Origin of the sequence: Streptomyces sp. NPDC002088 (assembly GCF_040296605.1) — a bacterium.
GTDB lineage: Bacteria > Actinomycetota > Actinomycetes > Streptomycetales > Streptomycetaceae > Streptomyces.
In genome coordinates this window covers 214,094-237,338 of sequence record NZ_JBEOXO010000006.1, presented here as the reverse complement: position 1 = coordinate 237,338, position 23,245 = coordinate 214,094, and the positions used below count along the sequence as shown (strand labels likewise).

Here is a 23,245-nt window from a genome sequence, read left to right as displayed (position 1 = left end):
GCCGACCTGTGACGCTTCCCACGATCTCGTAGCCGCCGACGGCGAACGACCTCCACGGGAAAGGTCCGCTTCGTCGCGTGCGGTGACGGGTGGTGCGCGGGTGGTGGACCGAGGGGGAAGGACAGCGCAGGGTGCCTAGAAAGCGGGCCGTTCCGGATCCAACCTGGCCAGCCCCGCCACAGGAGACGACGCCTCCGCGAAATGCCGCCGAGGAATCCGCCCGGCTCGGTACGCCAACCTCCCCGCCTCCACCCCGTTCCGCATGGCGGCAGCCATCAGTACCGGCTCCTGCGCCCGCGTCACCGCCGAGGCGAGCATCACACCGGCACACCCCAGCTCCATCGCCAGCGCCACATCCGAAGCCGTACCGGCCCCGGCATCAAGAATCACCGGCACACGCGCGTGCTCGACCATCAGCTGGAAGTTGTGCGGATTGCGGATCCCGAGCCCGGACCCGATCGGCGACCCGAGCGGCATGACCGCGGCGCACCCCACGTCCTCCAGCTTCCGCGCCAGCACCGGATCGTCGTTCGTGTACGGCAGCACCGTGAACCCGTCGTCCACCAGCGTCTCCGCCGCGTCCAGCAGCTCGATCGGATCCGGCAGCAGCGTCCGCTCGTCGGCGATGACCTCCAGCTTGACCAGGTCGGTGCCGAGCGCCTCCCGCGCCAGCCGTGCCGTCAGCACGGCCTCACCCGCGGTGAAACAGCCGGCCGTGTTCGGCAGCACCCGGATCCCGAGCTTCTCCAGCACCGACAGCACGGACCCGTGCACGGACGGGTCTACCCGCCGCATCGCGACCGTGGTCAGTTCCGTGCCCGAGGCGACCAGCGCCCGCTCCAGGACGTCGAGGCTGGGCGCCCCGCCCGTACCCATGATCAGCCGGGACGAGAGGGACGTACCACCGATGACAAAGGGGTCGTCGGCCATGGGTCAGCCTCCTTGGACGGCGGTGAGGACTTCGACGCGGTCTCCCTCGGACAGGGCCGTGGCCGACCACTGCCCGCGCGGGACGACGGTTTCGTTGAGCGCGGCGGCCACGCCGGACGGCGCCGCGGTGAGCGTGCGGACGAGGGTGTCGAGAGCCGTGCCGGGCGCGATCTCCCGGGGCTCCCCGTTGACCGAGATGGTGACGGAGATGTCGGAGGTGTTCATGCGGACTGCTCCGTGAGTGCGGCGGCGGTGAACCGCCGGGGCGTGAAGGGACGGGCCTCGTCCGGCAGCGAACCGGTGGCCAGTGCGTGGACCAGCACGTCACCGGTGACCGGCGTGAGCAGCACGCCGTTGCGGTAGTGCCCGGTGGCCAGCAGCAGCCCGTCCAGTCCGGTCGGGCCGAGCAGCGGCGCGTTGTCGGGGGAGCCGGGACGCAACCCGGCTCGGGTCTCCGTGAGCGGCAGCTCCGTGATGCCCGGCATCAGCTCGTGCGCGTCGCGCAGCAGCTCGTAGACGCCCCCCGCCGTCACTGTCGTGTCCCAGCCCAGCTCCTCGCTCGTCGCCCCGACGACCAGCTCGCCGTTCTCCCGCGGCACCAGGTAGACATGGCTGCCGCGCACCACGGCCCGCACGGTCCGGCTCAGGAAGGGCGCGTACCGCTTCGGCACGGTCAGCCGCACCACCTGCCCCTTCACGGGTCGCACAGGCGGCCGTACGTCCTCCGGGACCCCCGCGAGCCGCCCGCTGAGGCTGCCGGCCGCGAGCACCACCTGCCCCGCACCCAGCGCCGTGCCCTCGCGGGTGACGATGCCCGCCGCCCGCTCCCGCTCGACGGTCAGCCGCTCGGCCCACTCCCGGTGGAAGACCACGCCCGCCCGCTCGCACGCGGCCAGCAGAGCGGCCGCCAGTCGCCGCGGGTCGATCTGGTGGTCGCCGTCGACCCGGAGCCCGCCGCGCACACCCGGCGCGAGCATCGGCTCCAGGCGCCGGCAGTCCCGCCCGGACAGCCACTCGGACTCCAGGCCCGACTGTCGTTGCAGGGTGTGCAGTTCACGCAGATGGGCGCGGTCGTCGGCGTCCAGCGCCACGGCGAGCGTGCCGCAGCGGCGGTAGCCGAGGTCGTGGCCGGTGAGATCGGTCAGCTCCGCCGCGAAATCCGGGTAGCGGCGGGCCGAGGCGAGGTTCAGGCCCAGCAGGGTCTGCTCGCCGAAGTGCAGTTCCGTGACCGCGGCCAGCATCCCGGCCGCCACCTGCGCGGCCCCGCCGCCAGGGTCGGGATCCACGACGGCCGTGGCGAACCCGCGCTGCGCGGCCCGCCACGCCGTCACGAGTCCGATGATTCCGCCCCCCACGACGAGGACGTCTGACGTACGCGTACGCGTAGGCAACATGGGCGTCCAGCCCCTCCCTTCGCCGGCATGACCCGGATCAGGTTCGTACGGTCGGAGGCCGCCAGCCTCCCTCTCAGCCCGGTGCGCCCGGGCTCCCGCGAGTGCTTTACGTTGGCCACCCTAGCCCGACGCCGTAAGTCTCAGTAAGGGAGCCTCTGCCCATGGCCCGTTCGCTCGACGGACTCGTCCTCGCCCCCGTGGCCGACCAGGCCCCAGGTCAGGTGGGTACGCGCACCCGGTTCGCGTACCACGAGAAGGACGGCGAGATCTGGGCCGAGTACGCGGGCGGCGACGTCGTACGCGGGCAGCTGGTGGGTACTCGGACAGACGACCGGCTGGACTTCCGGTACGTGCAGCTCAAGCACGACGGCAGCACGTCGTCCGGGCACTGTGTGTCGACGGTCGTCGAACTGCCCGACGGCCGGGTGCGCCTGGAGGAGGCCTGGGAGTGGGAGTCGCAGCCGGGCAGCGGGACGAGCGTGGTCGAGCAGGTGACCGAGCCGGTTGTGGAGCAGGTCACTGAGCACGCCCCCTGACTGACAAATTGTCAGTTGTCTATGGTGATCAGGTGAGTGAGCAGACGCAGCAACGAGGTACGTCGGCGGAGCGTCGCGTGGTCGTCGTCGGCGCGGGCATGGCCGGGGTGCAGACCGCGGTCGCCCTGCGCGAGCAGGGCTTCACCGGTACGGTGACCGTGCTCGGCGCGGAGCCCCACCAGCCGTACGACCGGCCCCCGCTGTCCAAGGCGGTCCTGCTCGGCACGGCCGAGGGCTCCGCCTTCGATGTCGACTTCGAGGCGCTCGGCATCGAACTGCGGCTCGGGCTCGACGTGCTGGGTGCCCGCCCCGCCGACCGCGAGCTGGACACGGCCGCCGGCCTTGTGCCGTACGACGTCCTCGTCCTCGCCACCGGTGCTGAACCGATTCGGCTGCCGGGCACGGAGGGCGTTCCCGGCGTGCATCTGCTGCGTACCCTCGACGACGCCGAGCGGCTGCGGCCCGTGCTCGCCCGGCAGCACGACGTCGTGGTCGTCGGCGCGGGCTGGATCGGCGCGGAGTTCGCGACGGCCGCGCGGGAGGCGGGTTGCGCGGTGACGGTCGTCGAGGCCGCGGACCGCCCGCTCGCCGGCGCGCTGCCCGCCGAGGTGGCCGCCCCGATGGCCGCCTGGTACGCCGACAGCGGCGCCGAGCTGCGCACGCACGCGCGCGTGGAGCGCGTCGAGTCCGGCGCGGTCGTGCTCCACGACGGCACCCGGCTGCCTGCGGACGCGGTCGTGGTCGGCATCGGCGCCCGCCCCGCGACGGACTGGCTGGCCGGCTCCGGCATCGCCCTCGGCGCGCACGGCGAGGTCGTGGCCGACAGCCACCTGCGCACCTCCGTCCCGGACGTCTACGCCGTCGGCGACTGCGCCTCCTTCCCTTCGGCAAGGTACGGCGAGCGCCTGCTGGTCCACCACTGGGACAACGCCCTCCAGGGCCCGCGCACGGTCGCGGCGAACATCATCGGCGAGGCCACCGGCGAGATCCCCGTGGTCTACGACCCGGTGCCGTACTTCTGGTCCGAGCAGTTCGGCCGCTTCGTCCAGTACGCAGGCCACCACGCCTCCGCCGACACGACCGTCTGGCGGGGCGACCCCGCCGGGCCCGCGTGGACCGTCTGCTGGCTGCGCGAGAGCCGCCTGATCGCACTGCTCGCCGTGGGGCGCCCGCGGGACCTGGCCCAGGGCAGGAAGCTGATCGAGGCCGGTACGGCGATGGACGCCGGGCTGCTCGGGGACCCCGCGAGGCCCCTGAAGGCGGCGACGGCGTAGCCCGCAGGGGTCAGTCCGGCTACCCACTGTCAGTCCGGGATGGCAGTCTTGAAGGCGTGACCGAGATTGACGCAAAGATTGATGCTCTCGTCCCCGCCTGGCTCACCCTTCCCGACATCGCCGAGATGCTCGACGTCGAGGTGACGCGCGTGCGGCAGCTGGTCAAGGAGGGCCAGCTCATCGCCGTACGCCGTGGCGAGAACCGGGCGCTGCACGTCCCCGCCGCCTTCATCGACGAGGACAAGGTCGTCAAGGGCCTGACCGGGACCCTGACGCTCCTGCGGGACGACGGCTTCTCCGACGAAGAGATGCTGGAGTGGCTCTTCACCCCCGACCCGAGCCTGCCCGGCACCCCCGCGCAGGCCTTGAGCGAGAATCGCGGCACGGAGGTGAAGCGCCGCGCCCAGGCGCTCGCCGTCTGACCCACTGATCCGAACGACCGTCCGACGTACGGCCGCGGCCCACGACCGTGGCGCGCCGCGGCCGTACGCCACCGACAACCGCCCCCACCGGGGGCTCCGGGGGGACACCCGCATGCCCGACACCGCTGCCGCCACCGCTCGCGCCGCGCTCGCCGACGCCCGCCTCTACCTCTGCACGGACGCCCGCAGGCGCCAGGGTGACCTCGCCGAGTTCCTGGACGTGGTCCTCGCCGGCGGCGTCGACATCGTGCAGCTGCGCGACAAGGGCATGGAGGCGGCCGAGGAACTGGCCCACCTGGAGGTCCTCGCCGACGCCTGCGCACGCCACGGCAAGCTGCTCGCGGTCAACGACCGCGCGGACGTCGCCCACGCCGCCGGAGCCGACGTGCTCCACCTCGGCCAGGGCGACCTCCCGGTCCCCGCGGCCCGCGCGATCCTCGGCGAGGACGTCCTCATAGGCCGCTCCACGCACGCCGAGGCCGAGGCGGAGGCCGCCGCCGTCCAGGAGGGCGTGGACTACTTCTGCACCGGCCCCTGCTGGCCGACCCCCACCAAGCCCGGCCGTCACGCTCCCGGCCTCGACCTGGTCCGCCACACCGCCGCCCTCGGCACCGACCGCCCCTGGTTCGCCATCGGCGGCATCGACCTCGGCAACCTCGACGAGGTGCTCGACGCGGGCGCCCGCCGGGCCGTCGTCGTACGGGCGATCACCGGCGCGGACGACCCCGGCGCGGCGGCCGCGGAGTTCGCGAAGCGCCTGCGGCAGGCGTGACGCCCCTGCTGTCCGTTGCCTTCCGTCGCCTTCCGTTGTCGTCGGTTGCCGTCCGTCGCCGTCCGTCGTCCTGTCCAAGGGGTGGACAACAAGTCGACAATTCGGGCAAATTTCCTGCATTCGGTTGGGTGTCCACCGCCCCCTGGTTAACCTGCGGGTATGGCCCTCGGAACCGCATCCACCAGGACTGACCGCGCACGCACCGTGCGTGACATGCTCGCCACCGGCAAGACGGTCCACTCCTTCGAGTTCTGGGCCCCGAAGACGGAGAAGGGCGAGCGCAACCTGTGGAACGCGCTCCGCAGGGTCGAGGCCGTCGCCCCGGACTTCGTCTCCGTGACGTACGGCGCGGGCGGCTCCACCCGCGCGGGCACCGTGTGGGCGACCGAACAGATCGCCGCCGACACCACCCTCACCCCGGTCGCCCACCTCACCGCGGTCAACCACTCCATCGCCGAACTGCGCAACATCATCGGCCAGTACGCCGATGCCGGGATCCGCAACATGCTCGCCGTGCGCGGCGACCCGCCCGGCGACCCCATGGCCGACTGGGTGCCGCATCCGCAGGGCCTGACCTACGCCGCCGAACTCGTCCAGCTCATCAAGGAGTCGGGCGACTTCTGCGTGGGCGTCGCCGCCTTCCCGGAGATGCATCCGCGCTCCGCCGACTGGGACACGGACGTCGCGCACTTCGTCGACAAGTGCCGGGCCGGCGCCGATTACGCCATCACACAGATGTTCTTCGAGCCGGAGTCGTACCTGCGCCTGCGCGACCGGGTGGTGGCGGCCGGCTGCGAGACCCCGGTGATTCCCGAGGTCATGCCGGTCACCAGCGTCAAGATGCTCGAGCGGCTGCCGCAGCTCAGTAACGCCACCATCCCCTCCGGGTTGAAAGAACGGATCCTCACAGCAAAAGACGATCCGACCGCTGTACGCTCCATTGGCATCGAATTCGCCACGGAGTTCTGCGCTCGGCTGCAGGCCGAGGGAGTGCCCGGACTGCACTTCATCACGCTCAACAACTCCACGGCGACGCTGGAAATCTACGAGAATCTGGGCCTGCACCACCCGCCGCAGGCCTAGACCGGTCGCACCCAGATACGACACACTGCGTAGCGGCCACTGGGAGAGGGGCGTACATGGGCTGGACGGTCCTCTACATCGCGTTCGGTGTCGTCGCACTGTGGCTGCTCGGCGAGGTGCTGCTGCAGTACAAGGCGCGGCTCCGCTGGCGGCTGCTCGCGTTCGTCGGTTTCCTCGTCGTCGTGCTCGGTGTGCTCATCCCGTCCGTGATCGTCATCGGACTGGGCGCCGCCGCCTTCGCGGTCGGCCAGACCTACGTCACGCTCTCGTTCCGGCGCGGCTTCGCGGCCGGCTGGGCGGTCAGCCGCCCGGACGCCGACAACGGCGGCACCAAGCGCCGCCGTGGCAAGGCGGACCGCCAGGACCCGACCCTCGAGGTGTCCGACCTCGAGGCCGCGGAGGGTGGCTTCGCCGACGACGGCACGTACGCCCAGGGCGAGCCGGCCCACGGCCAGGACGACGAGTACGACCGCGACGACGTGTTCACCCCGGCACGCCCCGCCGAGCCCGCGGCCGCCGAGACCACCTCCGTGTACGAGCCGCAGCCCCTGCCCGACGACACCGGCTCCTACGGCATCTACGACAACTCCTTCGCCGCCGGCACCGACTCGTCCTACGCCGCCACGGGCCAGCCCCAGGATCAGTACGCGACGGCCGCCCAGGGCGCCGACCAGAGTTACGCGTACGACGGCTACGCCGGTTACCAGCAGTACGGCTACGACACGAACGGCCAGCAGCAGTACGCGGCCTACTCCGACCCATACATCGGCACGCAGACCTACGGTGGCGCCTCGTACGACACCACCTATGGCGGCCAGTACGGCCAGCAGGGCTACGGCCAGGACCAGTACGGCACCGGCATGTACGGCGGCGAGACCCCGGCCGGCGGGGTGTGGGTCCCGCAGCAGCGCAGCACCGACGACGCGTACGGCGGCGAACTCCCGCCGGAGCAGCAGTACCCGTACCAGGGTGACGGGCAGCAGCAGGGCAACGGCAACGGCTTCGACGAGCAGTACCGCTTCTGACGGCCTACGGGGCCGTCACTGCGAGCCCCGGAAGTCCGGCCCCTCCACGATCAGCCCGGCGACCAGCGCGCCCGACATACCGGTGTGCGGGAGACCACCGCCGGGATGCGACCAGCCGCCCACGCGGTAAAGCCCCGGCAGCGCGGTGGCGTTGGCCGGACGGAGGAAGCGGCCGCGACCGGCGGCGAGCGCGGGAGCGGGGAGGCCTCCGACCCCTGAATCCGTCTCGTCGTCGGTGTCGTCGGGTGTGTGCGTCTCCCGCCACAGGAGGCGCTCGCGCAGACCGGCTACGGCTGTCTCGGCAGCCCCGACGAGCAGGTCCGCGAACCGTTCTTCGGCGTCCTCGACATCCCACTCGATCCCGGCCGGCAACACGGCCGACAGGACCACGGACTCGTGCTCCTCGTCGGGGCGCAGGGCGGGGTCGTCCGGCCGCAGCACCGTCACGGTGGGCCGCGCCGGCTCTTCCGTGCGTTCGCGGAGGAAGTCCAGCTCAGCCGCGCGGTCGGGGGCGTGCACGATCGTTCTGTGGACCGCACCGGGCTCGCGCTGCCCGCGCAGCGCCAGGAGCACCGTGAATCGTCCGGGCTGGTACCCGTCCATGCGCTGAGGCCGCACGTCACCGGCTTCGTACAGCTGATGCCCGGTCATGGAGCTCAACCGATCGGGCTCCACCCCCGCCACCACATGGTCCGCCTCCGCCACCGACCCGTCGGCCAGCTCCACCCCCGCCGCCCGCCCGTCCTTCTCCAGGATCCGGCGGACCTCGGCACCGAACACGAACTCGACCCGTCGCGCCACGCACCGCTCGTACACCGCGCGCGCCAGCTCCCGCATGCCGCCGCGGACGTACCAGGTGCCGAAGGCGTGCTCCATGTACGGCAGCACGGCCGCGCTCGCCGGGGTGTCCCGCGGGTCCAGGCCGTACGCGAGGGCGTGGCTCTCCAGGAGTGCGGTGAGCCGGGGGTCGCGCAGCTCCCACTCGCCGACTTCGGCGAGCGTGCCGGCCCGCCGGGTGCGCAGCAGCCGCTTGTGCGGAACCGCCGGATAGGGCTCACGCTCGGCCAGCACCGACCAGTCGGACCACAGGGGCTCCTCGAGGAGCGGCCGGCGCGTGCGGTCCCAGGCTTCGCGGGCCCGCACCAGGAAGTCGCCCCAGCGCTGCCCGGCATCCCCCCCGAGCGCCTGGTCCAGGGCCGAGACGACGCCCGCGCGCGAGGCGTTCGGCAGGGACACCTGCGTGCCGTCCGCGAAGACGTGCCGCGAGGACGGGTCGACCTGGACCAGCTCGACGCACTCCTCCAGCGGCTCCCTGCCGGTCTTGACGAACAGGTCGCGGTAGACCGCGGGCACCGACAGCAGCCCGGGGCCGGTGTCGAAGGCGAAGCCGTCCCGCTCGAAGCGGCGCACCGCACCGCCGTACGTCTCCGTACGCTCGTACACCGCCACCCGGTGGCCCGCGACGGCCAGCCGGGCGGCAGCCGCCATCGCGCCCATCCCGGCGCCGATCACCGCAATCCGTGCCATGCCTGCGACTTTATCGACCCCCGCTGACAGTCCCGGCCGCGGGCGGTCAGTCGGGCGGTCGTCCCGGGTGCGCGGCCAGCCGCCGCTCCTCCCGCCGCTGGGCCCTGCGGCGCAGGAACCGCCGGATCCGCGAGACCAGGAAGAACAGCACGACCAGCCCGGCCAGCAGCAGCACGCCCGCGATGATCGCCGCCGGCAGCGGGTGGAACATCGCGAACGTGACGACCCCGCCGACCCCGAGATCCTCGGCCATGCTCACGATCACGTTGCTGAACGGCTCCGGCGAGGTGTTCACCGCCATCCGTGTCCCCGCCTTGACCGTGTGGCTGGCCAGGGCCGTCGAGCCGCCGATCAGACCCGCGGCCACATCCGAGAGCGAGCCGCTGTGCCCGGCGAGCAGCGCCCCGACCCAGGCGCCCGCGACCGGCCGGACCACCGTGTGCACCGAGTCCCACGCCGAGTCCACATACGGGATCTTGTCGGCGACCGCCTCGCACAGGAACAGCGCTCCGGCCACGGCGAGCACCTCGGGACGCTGCAACGTCTCGGGGACGTCGTCGCTCACCCCGGTCGCGCCGAATACGCCGAGGAGCAGGACGACGGCGTAGGCGTTGATGCCGCTGGCCCAGCCGCTGGTGAACACCAGAGGGAGTACGGACACGTCCGCGATCGTAACCACTCGGCAACCGTGCGTCCTGGGCACGCGTGCGCAGGGCTGAGTATCCGTACCTAGGGAGTGAGATGAGTACGCGCGCGGATGGGCCGCGACCTGCGTGAACGAGAGAGTGGAGGCACGGAAAGGGGCACGGTGCCGGCACCGCCGACACGGGGCGGCGGAACGGCCCGGCCCTCGACCGCTCCTTCCGCCGGCCCGGTCGGCGGGAGCGAGGCACGGGGGAACCCGGGGGACGACCGAACGGGGGCCCAACGGGGGACTACGGGGGAACAACGGGGGAGCACGAGGAATCGCCGGTTCGAGGTGGCTCGCGGGGGACGCGGCCACCGCGGACCGGCGCTTTCGTGTGTGCCGTGTGCCGTGTGTCCTACCGGCCGCCGCTGACCCTGCCCTGAAGCAGCCGGGACAGCGCCGCGTGCACGTCGTCCAGTGACCGTTCCGGCTGGAACGCCTGCCAGTCCAGGGCGGCCACCAGCACCATGCCGACCAGCGCGGCCGCGGTCAGCGGCACGTCGATCTCGTCACTGAACTCGCCGCCCTCGATGCCCTCGCGCAGCACGCCCTCGACGACGGCCACCGCCTGCTGCCGGACCACCATGAGCGTCGACTGCCACGCCCGGTTGGTGCGCCACAGCTCGGCCACGTACAGCTGGGTGAAGGCCGGATAGCGGTCGATGAAGACGAGTCCGGCGCGGATCATCGCGTCCAGGGCGTCCACCTTGGTGCCGCCCTCACGCTCGGTGCGCGTGGCCGCCTCCCGTAGGGAGGCGGTGAGGAGGCCCACGCCGTGCCGCAGCAGCTCCTCGAAGAGGACGGACTTGCTCGCGAAGTTGTAGTAGACCGTGCCCTTCGCGACCCCGGCACGCTCGGCGATCTCGTCCACCGTGGTGGCGGAGAAGCCCTGCTCGGCGATGAGCGTGACGGCCGCCTCGTAGAGCTTCTGCCGGGTGGCCTCGCGGCGCGTGCTGCCGCTCGACGTGGCGCTGCTGCTTTCCATGGCCCTGATTGTCACAGCAACCGTGTCCGCAGCCGTCCCTCGGGGGATCACAGGCTCAGCTCCGGGTGCAGCCGGTCGAGCGTCCACACCTGGCGGCGGCGCGCCGACAGGGCGGTCAGCGCGAGGGCGCCCGCGGTGAACACGGCGAGCACGACACACGCCTGCCACACCGGACCGAGACCGCCGCCCGTGATGAGCCTCCTGAGGGCCTCGACGACGTAACTCATCGGCAGGAAGGGGTGGATCGTGTTGAAGAAGCCGGGACTGGTCTGTACGGGGTACGTGCCGCCCGCGGAGGTCAGCTGGAGCATCAGCAGGGCCAGGACGAGGATCCGGCCCGCCGCTCCGAAGCGCGCGTTCAGCCACTGCACGAGCGCCGCGAAGCATGCCGTCACCAGGAACAGGAGGCCGACCGTTCCGGCCACCCGCGCCATCTCCAGGCCGATCGCCCAGTGCAGCACGGCCATCAGGGCCGTCGTCTGGAGCACGCCGACCGCGACCACCGGCAGCCAGCCGGCCAGCGCGATCCGCCAGGCCGAGGCGCCCGCGGCGAGCGCGCGCCGGTTCATCGGCGGGATCAGCATGTACGCCACCATCGCGCCCACCCACAGGGACAGCGGGATGAAGTACGGGGCGAAGCCGGTGCCGTAGTTGGGCGCCTTGTGCAGGTCCTTGGAGGCCAGCTGGACCGGGTCGGCCATGACCTCGGTGCGCTGGTCGCGGTCCTGCTTGTCGTAGTCGGGGATCTGTTCGGCGCCGTCGTGCAGGCCTCCCGCCAGCTCGCCGGAGCCGTCGACGAGCTTGTACATGCCGCCGTTCAGGTCCGCGGCGCCCGTCTCGAGCTTGCCGACGCCGTCGTCGAGCTCGCTCGCGCCGGTCCGGGCGGTACCGAGTCCGGTGTGCAACTGCTTCGCCCCCGCCGCGACCTTCGCGGCACCGTCGTTCAGCTTGTTGATCTTGGCGACGGCGTCGTCGAGATCCTCGGAGAGGTGCGGGGCGCGGTCGGCGAGTGCCTGGGCCTGCTTCTGGAGGGTGCCCAGGTCGGCATCGAGCTCCTTCAGGTCGCCGTCCTGGTCGGCGATCAGGGTGTTGAGATCGTCGGCGATCACCGCCACGTCGGCGGCGGCCTGCGCGGCCTTCTTCAGGTCGGCGCAGGCGGTGTCGGGCAGCACCGGGGTGTCGCAACGGCGCTCGTAGACGTCGTTCAGGGTGTCCGAGGCCGCGTGGGCGCCCTTGGCGGCGACCGGAGCGGTCTTCACCAGGGTGGCGAGGTTGCGGCGGATCGCGGCGGCCGAGTCGGCGACCAGCTGGGCGGTGTCACCGATGGTCTTCTCGTTGTCCGCCACGAACGGGCCCACCGTGTCCGCGATCCCGTTGACCCGGCCGGCGAGGGTTTGCGTGCCCTCGGCGACCTGCTGCGAGCCGTCCTCCAGGTCACCGGCGCCCGCATTGAGCTTCTGCAGGCCCTTCGACAGCTCGGTGCTGCCGGCCCGGGCGTCCTTCAGTCCGTCGGCGAGGTCCTTCGAACCCTGCTCCGCCTTCCCGACGCCCTTCTTGAGTTTGTCGGCACCGTCGGCGGCCTTCACCGTCTGCCCGTGGATGTCGGAGAACGAGACGAAGATCCTGTCCAGGAAGGACCGCGACGCCTTCGTCGACGCGGCCGTGCGCACCTCGCTGAACACCGTCCGCGAGATCTGTCCGACGATGTAGTTGTTCGCGTCGTTGGTACGCACCTGGAGTGCGCCCGTCTCGGGGGAGTCGCCCGCGCTGGAGGCGATGCGCCGGCTGAAGTCGGCCGGCATGGTCAGCGACAGGTAGTACGTGCCGTCCTCCACGCCCGCGCGTGCCTCGGCGGCACTCACCTCATGCCACTCGAAGGTCTTGCTGTCGCGCAGCCCCTCGGTGATGTCGTCGCCCGCCGCGATCTTCTGCCCGTCGGCGGTCGCCCCCTTGTCGTCGTTCACCAGCGCCACGGGGATGCGGTCGAGACGGCCGTACGGGTCCCAGAACGACCACAGGTACAGCGCGCCGTACAGCAGGGGCAGCAGCAGGAGCGCGACCAGGGCGGCACGAGGGAGCCGGCCCCGGCCGAAGCGGCGGAGCTCAAGCGCGGCCAGTTTCGGCGAGCGCATCGGCCGCCTCCTTCGCTTCGTCGTCGGTTTCGGTTTCGGTGTCGGTCTCGGCGCTGGTTTCCGTGCCGGTTTCCGTGCCGGTTTCCGCGCTGGTTTCAGTGCCCGGGGTGGGCCGGGCGGACACGGCGATCGCGCCCTCGGGGGCCTCGCTGCACACCGCGACGACCGTTGTCCCGGCCTCGGCGAGGGACTTCAACAGCGCCCATACGTCGGCCCGTTCGACCGTGGAGAGTTTGAGGTCGGCGTCGTCGACGCCGAGCAGACGGGGCCGGCCGATGAGCGCGAGCGCGACGGACAGGCGCAGCGCCTCCAGCCGCTCCAGGTCGCGTACGGCGGTGCGGGAACCCTTGGGCAGGGCCTCCCGGTCTAGTCCGGCGGCGGTCAGCGCGGTCTCGATGCGCAGCTCGGCCTCGGCCACCCGTTCGGTACGCGGCCGGAACAGCCCGCGTACCGAGTCGCCGAACCGCCGTTGGAGCAGCGCCCGTTCGCGCAGATGCTCCCCGACGGTCAGGGCCGGGTCGAGGTCGGTGACCCCGGCGACGTTGGCCAGGGCGCTGACGCGGCGCACGGCCGCCAACTGCTTCGGCAACCGGGCTCCGCCGACGGCCGCCGTGCCCTCCGTGGCCTTCATCCGCCCGGTGAGCGCGAGCAGCAGGCACGTACGCCCCGACCCGGACGGTCCCTCGATCGCGATCAGTGAACCCGGCTCCGCCTCGACGCGGACCCTGCGGAACGCCCAACCGCGGGGGCCCTCGAGCCCGAAGTCCCGGGCCGTGACGGCAGCGCCGTCTCCGGCTCCCCCCATGCCCATCCCCGTTCCATCCCCTGGAGTTTTTGAACTGACTGGTCAGTGCAAAAACTAGCCCGAACCTACGATCGAAGCAAAAGCCCAGGTCAGAACGGATTGTCAGTGGCATACCGCACGATGGGCACATACGGCCACAGTGCCGTCACCAGACGACAGGAGGTTCGTCATGGCCAGCTACCACGCAGCCGCCGCCCACCGGCGCCGCGCCACCGGCCCTGCCCCCTCACTGACCGGCCCGGCGAGCGACGTGCACCCCGTGCTGCGCCGGACCACGGCTCCGCCCGCCGCCCTCGACCTGCTCGCCCAGGCCCGCGTCGGACTCGACGAGGCCGCCGTCCTGGAAACGCCCAACGAGCGCTATGCGACGGCCCACCTCGCGGCCCTGCGTACCGCTGCCGCCGTGCTCGCCGCGCGCGGGCGCCCGGAGCCCACGCCCCGACGCCGGGCCAGGATCCGCAGCGCCTGGGAAGTGCTCCCCGAAATCGCGCCCGAACTCGCCGAGTGGAGCGCGCTGTTCGCCGCTGGGGCCCGGCGCCGCGCCCGGGCTGAGGCTGGCATCCAGGGCGCCGCCAGCCGCCGGGACGCCGACGACCTGATACGCGACGTGGCGATGTTCGTCCGCCTCGTCGAGCGGATGCTGGTACTCCAGCCGGTGCTTCCACAGCCACGCCAGGACGGGGGCGGCGCAGGCGGCACGGGCGGCATGGGCGGCATGGGCGGTACGGGCGGCACGGGTGGTACGGGCGACGGGGGCCGCGTGGACGATCCCCGGACCACCGCCCCACGCGACGACATGCCGGACGCGGGATGACCGGCCCAGCCGTGACGCACCGCGGTGACCAGGTACGGCGCCGGAGGCAATAGGGTGGTGGACGCCTGAAGCCTTCCCTCCGCCCGCATCCAGGCCGGGGGAGGCGCCCCGTTCGCTCCGCCGCGCAAGAGGCGGTGCCGCGCCGAGGAGTCAACTGCCGTGTCGGACCCGATGCGCCCCCGCGCTTCTCTCCGTACAGCCGTGGTCTGGGAGGTCCTCCAGGACGCCCTCGATCGCCGGGTCAAGGCCACGGGTCGCGAGTCGCTGGACGTCCTCGACACCGGGGGCGGCAGCGGCAACTTCGCGGTGCCCGTTGCCCGGCTCGGCCACCGGGTCACCGTCGTCGACCCCAGCCCCAATGCGCTCTTCGCGTTGGAGCGCCGCGCCGCCGAGGCAGGCGTCGCCGACCGCGTGCAGGGTGTCCAGGGCGACGCCCACGGCCTGTTCGACGTGGTCGAGCGCGGCGGGTACGACGCCGTGCTGTGCCACGGAGTCCTGGAGTACGTGGACGACCCCGCCGAGGGCGTCCGCAACGTGGTCGCCGCGCTGCGCCCCGAGGGCGTCCTCAGCCTGCTCGCGGCCGGGCTCGGCGGTGCCGTGCTCGCGCGTGCCCTCGCCGGCCACTTCAAGGAGGCCAGGCAGGCTCTGGGCGATCCGAATGGCCGCTGGGGCGCCGGTGACCCCGTACCGCGCCGCTTCACCGCCGAGCAGCTCACCGCGCTGGTCGAGGGCGCGGGCCTCAGGGTCGGCGCCGTGCACGGCGTGCGGGTCTTCGCCGACCTCGTCCCCGGCGTGCTCGTCGACACCGAGCCCGGCGCCCTGGAGGCCCTGCTGAAGCTGGAGGAGGCCGCCGCCGAACTGCCCGCCTTCCACTCCGTGGCCACGCAGCTTCATGTGCTCGGCGAGACGCAGGGGGACACCGAGGCCTGAGCGGTGCGCCGCTGATCAGGGCCTTGGCCGCAGATGGAGTACGCCACAGGCCCTCCGTTCGGGCGGTCTCCGCCGTATGATCGAGGGAGACCGCCCGGCATGACGGGACGGCCGCTGGGGAATGGAAGTTTCAGCGAGCCGGACGTCCATGGCGGAGTCCGGTTGGCCAATTGGCGCAGAGGGGCGGGTTTCACGGGGGCGATTCCCTGCCTATCCTGAAGGGACCCCCCGGGTCGCCCCGGCGACTGCACGATGAGGAGGACTCCGTGCCGCTCTCGGAGCACGAGCAGCGCATGCTCGAGCAGATGGAGCGAGCGCTGTACGCCGAAGATCCCAAGTTCGCGTCGGCGCTCGAGGGAAGCGGGCTGCGTACGTACACCCGGCGGCGGGTCTACCAGGCGGTCGCGGGCTTCCTCGTGGGTATTGCGCTCCTCATGGCCGGAATGGTCGCCAAGCAGGTCTGGCTCAGTGTGGTCGGCTTCCTTGTCATGCTGGGGTGTGCGGTCCTCGCCGTGACCGGCTGGCGCAAGGCCCCCAAGCCCGGCGAGCAGCCGGCCGGGAGCCCGCCGCACGCGGGCCGGCAGGGACGACCCAAGCGGTCCATGATGGACCGCATCGAGCAGCGCTGGCAGCGGCGCCGCGACGAACAGGGCCATTGAACGCGATGAACAGGGCCATTGAATCTGCAGCGTCTGATTCCGCAGCGCCGCTGATTCCCTGACAGCTCCCCAAGACATAGCCGAGGGGGTGACCACCGGATGGTGGTCACCCCCTCGGCGTGCGCTTCGACCGACCCGCGATGGCCGGCCCTCAGCCGCTCTGCTGCCCTGACGGGCGGCCGCGGCGCACCAGGGCCGCCCACCGCGTGGTCCAGTCGGCCCGCAGCGCCGTCCAGCGGTCGCTGAGGTCCCACACCGCACGGACGGCGGAGCGGGGCGCGACGACCGCCCGCAGCCGGGTGGTCCAGCTCGACCGCGACCGCAGTGCCGTACGCAGCCCGCGCACGTCACCGGCCAGACCGGCCTCGGCCCGCGGCTGCGGTGCGAACAGGACCTGCTCCACGGCCGACGCCACCCGGCGCACCGACTGGGCCGTGGGCTCGTCCAGGTGCCCGAGCCGTACGATCCGCGCGGCTGCTTTACGCGGGGTGAGGGCGTCGTCCGGCGGGATGCCGTAGTCCCAGGCCGTGTCGGTGAGCTCGCGCCACACGGCCAGGACGTGCCCGACGGCCACCTCGGTGGCCTGCTGCGACGGCGTTTCGCCCGGCAGGACCGTCATGCCGAGTTCGTCCGTGTGCTGCTCGCCGGCGCGACCCCGGCGGCCCAGCCGGGCCGGTCCCGCCGCCGACGGTGCGTGCTGGGCCGACGCCAGCCGCACCGACCGGCGCCTGAGCCGCCACAGCATGGGCAGCAGCGGCAGTATCAGCGCCGCGAGCCCCAGCAGCGTCCAGCCGAGGATCTCGTACCAGGGAGTGCCGCTGTCGCTCCTCTGCTGCGGGTTCAGCGGCAGCGCGCCCGCGCAGCCCCCGGCGTTCTTGTCCTGCGTCGAGCAGCTCGTGCTCGCCGAAGGCGCGTCCGACGGGGCCGCGCCCGCGGACCGGGTCGCCTGCGGCAGGTCGGGAACGCTGCTCCCCGACGACTCCGGCAGCGTGTACGACGGCGTCGTGCCCCGGGTGGGGGTCGGCTCGAAGCGGGTCCAGCCGACGCCCTCGAAGTACAGCTCGGGCCAGGCGTGCGCGTCTTTCAGGCCCACCGACACCGAACCGTCCGCCTGCGGGGAACCCGGCGCGAAGCCCACCGCCACCCGCGCCGGAATGCCCAGCGTGCGGGCCATCGCCGCCATCGCGAAGGAGAAGTGGACGCAGAAGCCCTGCTTGTCCTTCAGGAAACGGGCTATCGCGTCGCGGCCGCTGCCGACCTCCACGGAGGTGTCGTACTGGAAGCCGCCGTTGACGGCGAAGTAGTCCTGGAGCGCGACCGCCTTCGCGTAGTCGGTCGTCGCGCCCTGGGTGACCTCGCGGGCGGTCTCGGCCACCACCGCCGGCAGCGAGTCCGGCACATCCGTGTACTTGCCCCGCACCGCTTCGGGTGCCTCAGGAGCCGTGGCGAGCTGCTCCGCCGTCGGCTGCACCTCGAGGCTCTTCACCTCGTAGGTCGCGCCGCGCGTGGTCTGGCCGTGGTCGCCGACGAGCGTCATGCCCTCGGGCTCGTAGCGCCAGTTGCCCTTGATGCTCACATCGCTCGGCGGGTACGGCATCGGCAGCCAGTCCTGGGCGTACCAGTCGGCGGCCGAGACCCGGGTCGTGATCTCCGCGCGCTTGATGTCGGCGCCCAGCCCGGTCGGCGTGGGGAACTCGTCCGGCACGGCGACGATGTGCCGCTTGGACGGCTTCCACGTGGTGCCGTCGAAGTCGTCCAGGGACACGATCCGCAGATACATGTCCGAGAGGTCGTCGGAGTTGGTACGCAGGACCATGACGGTGCGGTCCTCGTCCACGTTCAGGCTGTCGCGCAGCGACACCAGCGGGTTCACCGCCGAGATCGTGCCGCCGCCCCCGGTGCCCGCGCCCACCCCGGTTCTGGCGCTGTCCAGCAGACCGCCTTGTATCTCGGGCAGCGGCAGCAGCGGCACCACCAGGGCGATGCCGAGCGAGACCGCGCCGATGCGCCGGCCGGTGCGCACCGGCGCCGACGGGCCGGGTTCGCCGCCCGGAACGCGCGCCGCCCCGCCGAAGACCCGGCCCCACTGCGAGAGCCGCTCGCGGCCCTCGGCCAGCAGCAGCATCAGATAGCCGGCCGCCGCGAGCAGGAAGAAGAACCAGTCGGCGGCGCCGGCCGACAGGCCCGCCGCCACGGAGTAGAGCGCGAGCAGCGGCAGACCGGCCGGGGCCGCGCTGCGGAAGGTCACCGCGAGGGTGTCCACCAGTAGCCCGATCACCAGCACACCGCCGACGAGCATCAGCCGGATGCCGTCGGACAGCGGTGCCGGGATCGCGTACCGCCCCACGTCGTCCGCGCCCATCTGCAGCAGGTCGCCGAGGTAGCGGAAGGCGTCAGGGCCGGGAATCAGCCCGCCGAGGGCCTGCTGCCGGGCGAAGACCAGGGTCAGCAGCACCAGCGTGACCAGAGTCTGTGCCGCCACGGTCAGCGGCCGGGCCAGGGGTATCCGCCGGGCCGCAGCGCCCACTCCCGCCTGAACAGCCAGCAGGACGGCCGCCTGAAGCATCCAGCCGACCGACTCGACCAGCGGCAGCAGGGCGCTCGCGGCCATCAGGGTGGCCGCCCAGGCGCACAGTGTCAGTCGTGCCCGCCCGCTCATGACCTGCTCTCCCCACCGCTTGTCGCGCTCGCCGTCGCGATGCCCGTGCGGTCCCGTTCCGCGAGGCGCCAGAGGTCCTCCAGCGAGGCGCCCCGCCGCACGCTCAGGGCCGTCCAGCCCGCCTCGCGCAGCATCCGCAGCCGTTCCTCCGGCCTGTTCGCCGGAGCGGGCACGTCGTTCGGTTCACGCACCCATGTATCGCTGTCCAGCAGGAAGGCGAGCGCGCCGCCGCTGCGCTGGCGCATTCTGGCGGCCACCGTGGCCTGTTCCTCGTCGAGGTCGCCGAAGAAGGCCACCAGCAGCCCTTCGTTCCCGCCGCGCAGCAGGTCGTACGCCCGGGACAGGCCCGTGCCGTCCGAGTGGTCGATCACCGCGAGCGTGTCCATCATCAGTCCGGCCGCGTCCGCCGACTCCTGGCTGGCGCCCGCGAAGCCGTCGGCGCCCTCCCCGGGCACCGAGTTGCCGGTGTCCGTGAGCAGCCGCACGGAGAAGCCCCGCTCGAGCATGTGGACCAGCACGGACGCGGCGCCCGCGACGGCCCACTCGAAGGCCGAGTCCGGGCCGGCGCCCCGGAAGGCGAGGCCCCGGGTGTCGAGGAGCACCGTGCAGCGGGCGCGCTGCGGCTGTTCCTCGCGGCGCACCATCAGCTCGCCGTAGCGCGCGGTGGAGCGCCAGTGCACGCGGCGCAGATCGTCGCCGTAGCGGTAGCCCCGCGGGATCACGTCGTCCTCGCCCGCCAGTGCCAGCGAACGCTGCCGCCCGTCGCCGTACCCCTTGGCCTCGCCGCTCAGCCGGACCGGCGGCAGCGGCTCCACGCGCGGGATGACGGTCAGGGTGTCGTACGTCGAGAAGGACCGGGTCAGCTCGCACATCCCGAACGGGTCGGTCAGGCGCAGCTGCAACGGGCCCAGCGGATAGCGGCCGCGCAGGTCGGAGCGGACCCGGTAGGACACCTCGCGGCGGCCGCCCGCCTCCACCCGGTCGAGTACGAAGCGGGGGCGCGGGCCGAGCACGTACGGCACCCGGTCCTGAAGCATCAGCAGGCCGGTGGGCAACCGCGAGACGTTGTCCATCCGCAGATGGACGCGAGCCTCGCTGCCGGCCGGCACGCGCGCGGGGGAGAGCCGACGGCTGCCGGCGACCCGGTAACGCGTGCGATAGAGCATGGCCGCGCACACCAGCGGCAGCACCGCCAGCAGCAGGCCGACCCGGAGCAGATCGGCCTGCCCGAGGACGTAGGCGCAGACGGCGGCCGCGACTCCGGCCGCCAGGAACGAGCGGCCTCGGGTGGTCAGCCCGCCCAGGGCCGTGCGGATACCGCCCTTCTCGCCCCGGTCGGCCTCCGCGTGACCCGTCCCCCCGGCGGTCATCACAGCCTCCGCGGCGGCCGCTGGGGGTAGGCCGGGGCGCCGTGTGCCAGGCCGTAGCCGCTCTGCTGCTGAGGAGCCGCGGGCACCGGGGTGCGCTGGAGGATTTCCTGGACGACCTGTTCCGACGTGCGGCGGTTGAGCTGGGCCTGCGCGGTGGGCAGCAGGCGGTGGGCGAGAACGGCGACCGCGAGTGCCTGCACGTCGTCCGGCAGGGCGTACTCCCGGCCGCTGAGTGCCGCGGACGCCTTCGCCGCGCGCAGCAGGTGCAGCGTCGCGCGCGGCGAGGCGCCGAGTCTGAGGTCGGGGTGGGTGCGCGTGGCCGCGACCAGCTCCACCGCGTACCTGCGGACCGCCTCGGCGACGTGGACGCCCCGGACGGCCTCCACCAGCTTCACGATGTCGTGCGCGTGCGCCACGGGCTGGAGGTCGTCCAGCGGGTTCACCCCGCCGTGGATGTCGAGCATCTGCAGCTCGGCCTCCGCGCTCGGGTAGCCGATGGAGACGCGAGCCATGAAGCGGTCGCGCTGGGCCTCCGGCAGCGGGTAGGTGCCCTCCATCTCGACCGGGTTCTGCGTGGCCACCACCATGAAGGGGCTGGGCAGCTCGTACGTCTGCCCGTCGATGGTGACCTGGCGCTCCTCCATCGACTCCAGCAGCGCGGACTGGGTCTTGGGCGAGGCCCGGTTGATCTCGTCGCCGATCACGATCTGCGCGAAGATCGCCCCCGGCTTGAACTCGAAGTCCCGTTTCTGCTGGTCCCAGATGGACACGCCGGTGATGTCCGACGGCAGCAGGTCGGGAGTGAACTGAATGCGTCGCACCGAACAGTCGATGGACCGTGCAAGAGCCTTCGCCAGCATCGTCTTGCCCACGCCGGGGACATCCTCGATCAGAAGATGTCCCTCGGCGAGCAGCACGGTCAGCGAAAGCCGTACGACCTCGGGCTTGCCCTCGATCACTCCTTCCACCGAACTGCGGACACGCTCCACAGTGGCGGTCAGATCAGTGAGGCTCGCTCGATCGTCATAGGTCGTCACCCGGCCCTCCTCGGCCCGTTCTTCCCGGGCCGACGCTCTGCGACGCGGACCGGCCCACCCCGAAACACGGACACCACGCGTGAAAGGTTCCGCGTGACGTCACACCCGCATTCTTGCTGCCGTTACCGATTCGTGTCACTCGCCTGTGGACAACTGGCCGCGATATGTCGGGTCTTACGGCGGTTGTTACGTGGGTCAGGCCGGGTCGATCTCACGCAGCAGGCCTGTCTTCACGTCGAAGACGAAGCCGCGCACGTCGTCGGTGTGCAGCAGGAACGGCGAGGTGCGCACGCGCTGCATCGACTGCCGTACGTCCTGTTCGACGTCCCGGAACGCCTCCACCGCCCAGGCGGGGCGCTGGCCGACCTCCATCTCCAGTTCGTGGCGGAAGTCCTCGGTGAGGCTCTCCAGGCCACACCCGGTGTGGTGGATGAGCGCGATGCTGCGGGTGCCGAGCGCCCGCTGGCTGATGGTGAGGGAGCGGATCACGTCGTCGGTGACGACGCCGCCCGCGTTGCGGATGGTGTGGCAGTCGCCCAGTTGCAGGCCGAGGGCGGCGTGCAGGTCGAGGCGGGCGTCCATGCACGCCACGATGGCGACGCGCAGGACGGGTCGGGCGTCCATTCCGGGGTCGGTGAACGCGGCGGCGTACCGCTCGTTCGCGTCGACCAGTCGGTCAGTGACCGTGCCGCCAGATATGGCGGCCTCGGAGCCGGTGGGAACCGATGCAGAAGTCGTCATAGGTATGACGGTACTGGTCACAGTCGATTCAGTCGCGGTGTGAGAGCGGGAAAAGAGCGTCATCGCGTCGTCTTGTGAGCTAACCCACACAGGTGGCCGCGATGCATCCGCAGGGGTGATTTTCCCTGGTTTGCCGCTTCGCGGTCACACCGGGGCGCGACGCGCAGGCCGGTTGATTGACCGCGCGACACGGTGGACTAAAGTGACGCGAAGCGGGAGGCGAGGCTCTCCCCGCTGGACTGAATACCACAGGAGACCCCGGCGTGCTGTCCGGAGATCTCCCCACGTGCGCGGCGCGTACGTACGGCTCGGCCTCCTCCCGCTCCCGGCCGGCTGACGCTTCCGGCGCCGGCAGGCCTCCCCTTCACTGGGGGTCCCCCCAGCTTGCTGGGGGAGGGCGGGGACCCGGCAGTGCGTACCGGCGCGCCGGACCTGAGAGGGCCCCTTGAGCAACAGTCGACACGTCCCGGTGATGCTCCAGCGGTGCCTGGACCTGTTGTCCCCCGCCCTGGAGCAGCCGGGCGCGGTGGTCGTCGACTGCACCCTCGGCCTCGGCGGCCACAGTGAGGCGCTGCTGACGCAGTTCCCCCAGGCCCGGCTCGTCGCCCTCGACCGTGACAAGGAGGCCCTGCGGCTGTCCGGCGAGCGGCTCGCCCCCTTCGGTGAGCGCGCCACCCTCGTGCACGCGGTCTACGACGAGATCCCCGACGTCCTCGACCGCCTCGGCATCCCGCGCGTGCAGGGCGTCCTCTTCGACCTCGGCGTCTCCTCCATGCAGCTCGACGAGGCCGACCGCGGCTTCGCCTACGCCCAGGACGCCCCGCTCGACATGCGCATGGACCAGACGACCGGCATGAGCGCCGCCGAGGTCCTCAACACCTACCCGCCCGGCGAACTCGTCCGGATCCTGCGGGCCTACGGCGAGGAGAAGCAGGCCAAGCGGATCGTGGCCGCGATCGTGCGCGAGCGCGCGAAGGAGCCGTTCAGCAACAGCGCACGGCTGGTGGAGCTGATCCGGGACGCGCTGCCGCAGGCCGCCAAGCGCACCGGTGGCAACCCGGCCAAGCGCACGTTCCAGGCCCTGCGCATCGAGGTCAACGGTGAACTCTCCGTCCTGGAGCGGGCGATCCCGGCGGCGGTGAAGGCGCTCGACGTGGGCGGCCGGATCGCCGTCCTGTCGTACCACTCGCTCGAGGACCGCCTGGTCAAGCAGGTGTTCGCGGCCGGTGCCGCCAACACCGCGCCGCCCGGCCTGCCGGTCGTCCCCGAGCGCTACCAGCCCCGGCTCAAGCTGCTCACGCGCGGTGCCGAACTTCCCACCGAGGAAGAGGTCGCCGAGAACCGGCGGGCCGCTCCGGCCCGGCTGCGCGGGGCGGAGCGCATCAGGGAGGACGTCGAGTGAGGCGGGCGCAGGGGCGGGCGGGCCGGCGCCACTCCCGGACCCGGGTTCGGAATTCCAACT

22 protein-coding genes and 1 riboswitch are annotated in these 23,245 nt (G+C 72.2%); of the genes, 10 read left to right on the top strand and 12 right to left on the bottom strand.

Annotated elements, in window-relative coordinates; all coding sequences use genetic code 11:
* Window positions 1-135: 135 nt before the first annotated feature.
* From ABT114_RS15435 to thiO, 3 genes are all read right to left on the bottom strand, one after another.
* Entirely contained in the window at window positions 136-930 is a 795-nt protein-coding gene (locus tag ABT114_RS15435; protein WP_351142624.1) for a thiazole synthase, read from the bottom strand.
* Window positions 931-933: 3 nt separating this feature from the next.
* Window positions 934-1,155 (bottom strand): sulfur carrier protein ThiS, encoded by a 222-nt coding sequence (thiS, locus tag ABT114_RS15430; protein ID WP_351142622.1) that lies wholly within the window; start codon window positions 1,153-1,155, stop codon window positions 934-936.
* The gene (thiO, locus tag ABT114_RS15425) at window positions 1,152-2,324 is read right to left on the bottom strand and encodes a glycine oxidase ThiO (RefSeq protein WP_351142620.1); all 1,173 of its coding nucleotides are present in this window, start codon (window positions 2,322-2,324) and stop codon (window positions 1,152-1,154) included. The genes thiS and thiO overlap by 4 nt, the downstream gene beginning before the upstream one ends.
* Window positions 2,322-2,433: riboswitch (TPP riboswitch) on the bottom strand. Its footprint overlaps the gene before it by 3 nt.
* Before the next feature lie 52 nt (window positions 2,434-2,485).
* Between thiO and ABT114_RS15420 the strand changes: the two genes are divergently transcribed.
* From ABT114_RS15420 to ABT114_RS15395, 6 genes are all read left to right on the top strand, one after another.
* Window positions 2,486-2,860, top strand: coding sequence for an avidin-fold protein (locus tag ABT114_RS15420; RefSeq protein WP_351142619.1), 375 nt, complete (start codon window positions 2,486-2,488; stop codon window positions 2,858-2,860).
* Window positions 2,861-2,892: 32 nt separating this feature from the next.
* Window positions 2,893-4,134: an NAD(P)/FAD-dependent oxidoreductase gene (locus ABT114_RS15415; RefSeq protein WP_351142617.1), complete on the top strand. Its 1,242-nt coding sequence runs from the start codon at window positions 2,893-2,895 to the stop codon at window positions 4,132-4,134.
* Between the two features lie 56 nt (window positions 4,135-4,190).
* Entirely contained in the window at window positions 4,191-4,556 is a 366-nt protein-coding gene (locus ABT114_RS15410) for an Rv2175c family DNA-binding protein (RefSeq protein WP_005478255.1), read from the top strand.
* A gap of 112 nt (window positions 4,557-4,668) precedes the next feature.
* On the top strand, window positions 4,669-5,328 hold the full coding sequence (gene thiE, locus ABT114_RS15405) for a thiamine phosphate synthase (protein ID WP_351142615.1): 660 nt from the start codon (window positions 4,669-4,671) through the stop codon (window positions 5,326-5,328).
* Between the two features lie 159 nt (window positions 5,329-5,487).
* Window positions 5,488-6,411 carry a methylenetetrahydrofolate reductase [NAD(P)H] gene (gene metF / locus ABT114_RS15400; protein WP_351142613.1) on the top strand — a complete coding sequence of 308 codons (924 nt, stop codon included), beginning with the start codon at window positions 5,488-5,490 and terminating at the stop codon, window positions 6,409-6,411.
* Between the two features lie 56 nt (window positions 6,412-6,467).
* Complete coding sequence (locus ABT114_RS15395) at window positions 6,468-7,436, top strand: SCO2102 family sporulation regulator (protein WP_351142611.1); 969 nt, start codon at window positions 6,468-6,470, stop codon at window positions 7,434-7,436.
* Window positions 7,437-7,451: 15 nt separating this feature from the next.
* Here the strand turns inward: ABT114_RS15395 and ABT114_RS15390 are convergent, their stop codons facing one another.
* The 5 genes from ABT114_RS15390 to ABT114_RS15370 form a co-directional block, all read right to left on the bottom strand.
* Window positions 7,452-8,963, bottom strand: coding sequence for a phytoene desaturase family protein (locus ABT114_RS15390; protein ID WP_351142609.1), 1,512 nt, complete (start codon window positions 8,961-8,963; stop codon window positions 7,452-7,454).
* A gap of 46 nt (window positions 8,964-9,009) precedes the next feature.
* On the bottom strand, window positions 9,010-9,624 hold the full coding sequence (locus ABT114_RS15385; protein WP_351142607.1) for a DUF4126 domain-containing protein: 615 nt from the start codon (window positions 9,622-9,624) through the stop codon (window positions 9,010-9,012).
* 382 nt (window positions 9,625-10,006) lie between these two features.
* Window positions 10,007-10,636: a TetR/AcrR family transcriptional regulator gene (locus ABT114_RS15380; RefSeq protein WP_351142605.1), complete on the bottom strand. Its 630-nt coding sequence runs from the start codon at window positions 10,634-10,636 to the stop codon at window positions 10,007-10,009.
* 47 nt (window positions 10,637-10,683) lie between these two features.
* On the bottom strand, window positions 10,684-12,768 hold the full coding sequence (locus ABT114_RS15375) for a YhgE/Pip family protein (RefSeq protein WP_351142603.1): 2,085 nt from the start codon (window positions 12,766-12,768) through the stop codon (window positions 10,684-10,686).
* Window positions 12,740-13,573: an ATP-binding cassette domain-containing protein gene (locus tag ABT114_RS15370; RefSeq protein WP_351142601.1), complete on the bottom strand. Its 834-nt coding sequence runs from the start codon at window positions 13,571-13,573 to the stop codon at window positions 12,740-12,742. The genes ABT114_RS15375 and ABT114_RS15370 overlap by 29 nt, the downstream gene beginning before the upstream one ends.
* A 169-nt stretch (window positions 13,574-13,742) precedes the next feature.
* On the opposite strand from ABT114_RS15370, the gene ABT114_RS15365 reads away from it, so the two are divergent.
* From ABT114_RS15365 to ABT114_RS15355, 3 genes are all read left to right on the top strand, one after another.
* Window positions 13,743-14,387: an SAV_6107 family HEPN domain-containing protein gene (locus ABT114_RS15365; protein WP_351142599.1), complete on the top strand. Its 645-nt coding sequence runs from the start codon at window positions 13,743-13,745 to the stop codon at window positions 14,385-14,387.
* A 159-nt stretch (window positions 14,388-14,546) separates the two neighbouring features.
* Window positions 14,547-15,317 carry a methyltransferase gene (locus tag ABT114_RS15360; RefSeq protein WP_351142597.1) on the top strand — a complete coding sequence of 257 codons (771 nt, stop codon included), beginning with the start codon at window positions 14,547-14,549 and terminating at the stop codon, window positions 15,315-15,317.
* 266 nt (window positions 15,318-15,583) lie between these two features.
* Complete coding sequence (locus ABT114_RS15355; protein ID WP_351142595.1) at window positions 15,584-15,976, top strand: SCO2097 family morphological protein; 393 nt, start codon at window positions 15,584-15,586, stop codon at window positions 15,974-15,976.
* 151 nt (window positions 15,977-16,127) lie between these two features.
* Here the strand turns inward: ABT114_RS15355 and ABT114_RS15350 are convergent, their stop codons facing one another.
* From ABT114_RS15350 to ABT114_RS15335, 4 genes are all read right to left on the bottom strand, one after another.
* The gene (locus tag ABT114_RS15350; protein WP_351142593.1) at window positions 16,128-18,635 is read right to left on the bottom strand and encodes a transglutaminase TgpA family protein; all 2,508 of its coding nucleotides are present in this window, start codon (window positions 18,633-18,635) and stop codon (window positions 16,128-16,130) included.
* Window positions 18,632-20,005, bottom strand: coding sequence for a DUF58 domain-containing protein (locus ABT114_RS15345; RefSeq protein WP_351142591.1), 1,374 nt, complete (start codon window positions 20,003-20,005; stop codon window positions 18,632-18,634). Before ABT114_RS15345 ends, ABT114_RS15350 begins: the two co-directional genes overlap by 4 nt.
* Entirely contained in the window at window positions 20,005-21,042 is a 1,038-nt protein-coding gene (locus tag ABT114_RS15340) for an AAA family ATPase (RefSeq protein ID WP_351142589.1), read from the bottom strand. The genes ABT114_RS15345 and ABT114_RS15340 overlap by 1 nt, the downstream gene beginning before the upstream one ends.
* Window positions 21,043-21,237: 195 nt before the next feature.
* Entirely contained in the window at window positions 21,238-21,783 is a 546-nt protein-coding gene (locus ABT114_RS15335; protein ID WP_351142587.1) for a beta-class carbonic anhydrase, read from the bottom strand.
* Window positions 21,784-22,228: 445 nt separating this feature from the next.
* Between ABT114_RS15335 and rsmH the strand changes: the two genes are divergently transcribed.
* A complete protein-coding gene (rsmH, locus tag ABT114_RS15330; protein ID WP_351142586.1) occupies window positions 22,229-23,185 on the top strand; it encodes a 16S rRNA (cytosine(1402)-N(4))-methyltransferase RsmH in 957 nt (318 codons plus the stop codon).
* The last annotated feature ends 60 nt before the right edge of the window (window positions 23,186-23,245 follow it).